The organism is Roseibium sp. (assembly GCF_025698965.1).
Lineage (GTDB): Bacteria > Pseudomonadota > Alphaproteobacteria > Rhizobiales > Stappiaceae > Roseibium.
On the sequence record NZ_JAILWL010000610.1, the window covers coordinates 1 to 3,252 of the forward strand.

Genomic DNA, 3,252 nt, shown 5'->3' on the forward strand with positions numbered 1-3,252 from the left:
GAGCTTCTGGAATGCCGGTCGAGCGTGATGTCGGCCTCCAGATGAAGCAGCCCGTGCTTCGACTTCAGCTCCTGTCCGCGGCAACGATTGATGTGTCCCTGCACCAGAAGCTTGATTCCTGCGGCATGCAGGTCGTCAACGCCCTGTTCTGTAAGAGGATGGTCGACGTCCCGGTATTTGGTGCGCACAAGATTGGCAACGGTTCCGGAATAGAAGGCAAATGGTTCAGCCTGGCTTTCCTTCTGAAAGCGGCGGTTGACATGTGCAACGCCCTTTTCTGCGATCTGTTTTGCCATGTGATCGTCGACACCGGCGTGCACGAACAGGATTGAACCGGACTGGTGGATGGCCTTCAACATCTGAAAAAACCAGGCATAACGTCCGGTGGCACCGATAAACAGTTCACGACACTTGAGCGCTGCGGCGTAAAGCTGCCTGACGGACAACCCTTCATCCGCGGCATGCTCCGTGAAATTCCTGACCTTGCGTTTGAGCCGTCGCAATTCCTTTTCGATTGCGGCTTCACTCAAGTGGCGGGAGGCGGCTTTGGGAAAGAGTTTTTCCCATTTTTTGCCGGGCAGGAGCAATCGGAGGCAGGTCTCCTCGTCGGGTACGGCAGTCAGATCAACGGCTTCGTCAACGAAACGGTCATGGACTTCCTTAAGCAACGGGATGACCTTCTTGCCCATACGCACGAACATATGGGCATTCAGCGAACTCCGTTTCACGGTCAGCGCTTCCAGACCGAGATAAAGACGCAGGTCATGATTGCCTGCCAGGAGCACGACATCGGCGCCGGATTTCATCAGACTGTTCAAGGCGTCGAGCAGATCCAGATTGCTGGGTCCTTTGTCGAGGCAATCACCACCGATGACAATCTGACAGCTTTTGCCGAAGGGTGTCAGCTCGTAATCCGTCAGGCCCTTGCCCGTGCGGGTGACGGCTCTTGCGGCAACGAGTGAGCGCAAGAGACCTTCTGCATCGGCATGCAGATCGGAAATGAAAGCAATCGGCTTGTCCGGCCAATCCCAGGGGCCGAGGTCGTTCGCCCTGGCCAGGGAGGAAATCAGGTCAGGGGCGATGTTGCCTGGAGTGAGAGTGTCGAGCATATGGTCGAGAGGCCAGGGGATGCAGCTTTCCGGCAAACCAAGGCCGTCGGCGTCGGTTGGTGCGATCGGTGGAAGAAGAGGGGTTAGCGGCATGCTGATCATTTGTATTTCGTAGCCGTCCATATCAGTCGAGGGTGGTTGCCGGTGCTTTGCGCTCTTTCCAGGCACCGGTGTGGTGGGTCCACTTTCCGGTCGGACTGAGTTTCAGCACAACGGGTTTGGCGTGAAACATGCTGTGTTGCGCGATCCGTTCGAATTCCAGAACTCCCAGATGATGGGCTGCATGACGTATCGATGCGCCATGGCCGACGAAGACCCGGGTGTCAGACGACGTTCCGTCGAGCGCTTCCATCCGCTCCTTCAGGAAGCCGGCAACGCGGAGGCCAGCCTCCATCAGGCTCTCCGCACCTTGAACGGGCAACCTGTAGCGACTGTCCGACTTCCAGTTTCCGGGAGGAGGCGCATATCGCGGATCGGAATCCAGGATCTGTTCAATTTCGGAAATGGTCAGATTGGCAAACGCTCCGACACTGCGTTCGGCCAGCGCTTCATTTTCCGTTACCTGAAAAGACCGGCCACTGCGTTCGGTCAGGATCTTGCTGAGCAAATCAGCTGTCTGCCATGCGCGCAGCTGACGCGAGCTGAATATTTCGCGATCAAGCTTCCAGCTGTTCTCATCGATCAGTTGCGTGAGGCCAATACCTGCCTCCCGTGCCTGTCTCTCGCCTTTTTCGGTCAGGCCGAAAGGTTGAAGAGCACTCGGAGTTTCAGCTTTCTGACGGTAATCTCCGTGACGCAGAAGGATGGCGAAACGGTTGTTCATGTCGCGCTTCCCAACAATTGGGTTCCCGCGTCAAACAGTGCGTCAAAATCGATTTGACCGGTCACCTCCCAGAGCTGAATGCCGGTGAGGGTGCGCAGGTAGGCATCGGTATCCAAGGGCGACGTGTCCGTCCAGAATACACCGGTCCGTTGTTGAAAGAACGGGCCTGGACTTTTCATAATTGCGGAAAGCAGGTCAGGGCGCCGTTCCAGCTCCACTTGCTTGACCTCGGTTGGAGCTTCGCTGTCGCGTAACCAGTTCAATACCCAGAAGTCGGTCAGGTGCGTGTTGAGCGAAATACGTCCTGGGCCGTAAATATCGTCGATGAAGAGGTCGTATTTTTCTTCCAGGTGCCAGAGTTCGTCCGGCTCCATATTGCGCAATTCCTCTTCGCGCTCATCGTTGATGATGCCGGCCAGTCTGGCATTGGTGACAATGGTGCCGGGATTGATCCGAGGGAGTTTGGGAACGCCAAGCGCATCGACATGATTATCTCTTTTGCAGACGAGCAGGCGGTCGTTGGTGACATAATGCGTCCCGGCAACTTCCATCAACCGCAGCATGGTGGTGGATTTTCCGCCGCCTGAAAGACCGGAAATGGCGAGGCCTTTGTCTGCATTGCAAACGGCGGCGGCATGACACGCGACCCAGCCCTGTCTTTGAAAATGATTGAGGATCTGCGTGTTTACAAAATTGATGACCTGATTTGGATAATCTTCGGTTGGCCCGAAGGCGATGGCCCACGCCGGAGCCTGCAGGAACTGAACACCGGTTCGGATTTTCAGAACCATGCGGCCGTCTTCCAGGTTGCAGATTGCATCTTTTCGTCCGGTTTTTCCGGGGTCGCGTCTCCAGTCGACGTAGTTAAGCGCGAAAGGCAGTTCGGTATCGCCCAGCACATGGACAGTCATGTCAGCTTCGGAAGGAGCGGAAATGACGTGCTGGAAATAGCGTAGCAGTTCGGCGAGGAGTGTTCTTGAAGTGCATTTGAGTTCAATGACATAGCCGCCGACAGTCAGGAAGACAGGATCGGAAAACCTCGTCGCATGCTCCGGACGGAGTGCATTGACGAGATCCTGAACGCAAGACCCGCTCATGCTTTCACCTCTGCAAGAACATGTTTTGCATAGAGGCTTGCAGCGTCGATGGATGCGCCTTCGAGCGCGCCCTTGAAGCCGCCAAAAGCGGAGACTTCGAAAACAATCGGGCCATCGTCCGTCAGGCCGACGTCAACGGTCGTGAAATCGAGTTCGAAAGGCGCCTGTGCACGGTATGCAAGGTCAATCAGATCGTCGTCCGGGACAAATGGCTCGTATTTGC

3 protein-coding genes and 1 pseudogene are annotated in these 3,252 nt (G+C 56.0%); all 4 read right to left on the reverse strand.

Features of this window, described 5'->3' with window-relative positions:
- A partial coding sequence (locus tag K5905_RS30420; protein ID WP_297591457.1) for a metallophosphoesterase occupies positions 1–1,211 on the reverse strand: 1,211 nt, incomplete at its 3' end.
- Between the two features lie 22 nt (positions 1,212–1,233).
- Positions 1,234–1,932, reverse strand: coding sequence for a histidine phosphatase family protein (locus K5905_RS30425; protein ID WP_297591458.1), 699 nt, complete (start codon positions 1,930–1,932; stop codon positions 1,234–1,236).
- Positions 1,929–3,029: an HprK-related kinase B gene (locus K5905_RS30430; protein WP_297591459.1), complete on the reverse strand. Its 1,101-nt coding sequence runs from the start codon at positions 3,027–3,029 to the stop codon at positions 1,929–1,931. The genes K5905_RS30425 and K5905_RS30430 overlap by 4 nt, the downstream gene beginning before the upstream one ends.
- Positions 3,026–3,252 (reverse strand): annotated as a pseudogene (locus K5905_RS30435) (ATP-grasp family protein); the annotation flags it as partial. The pseudogene K5905_RS30435 and the gene K5905_RS30430, both read right to left, overlap by 4 nt.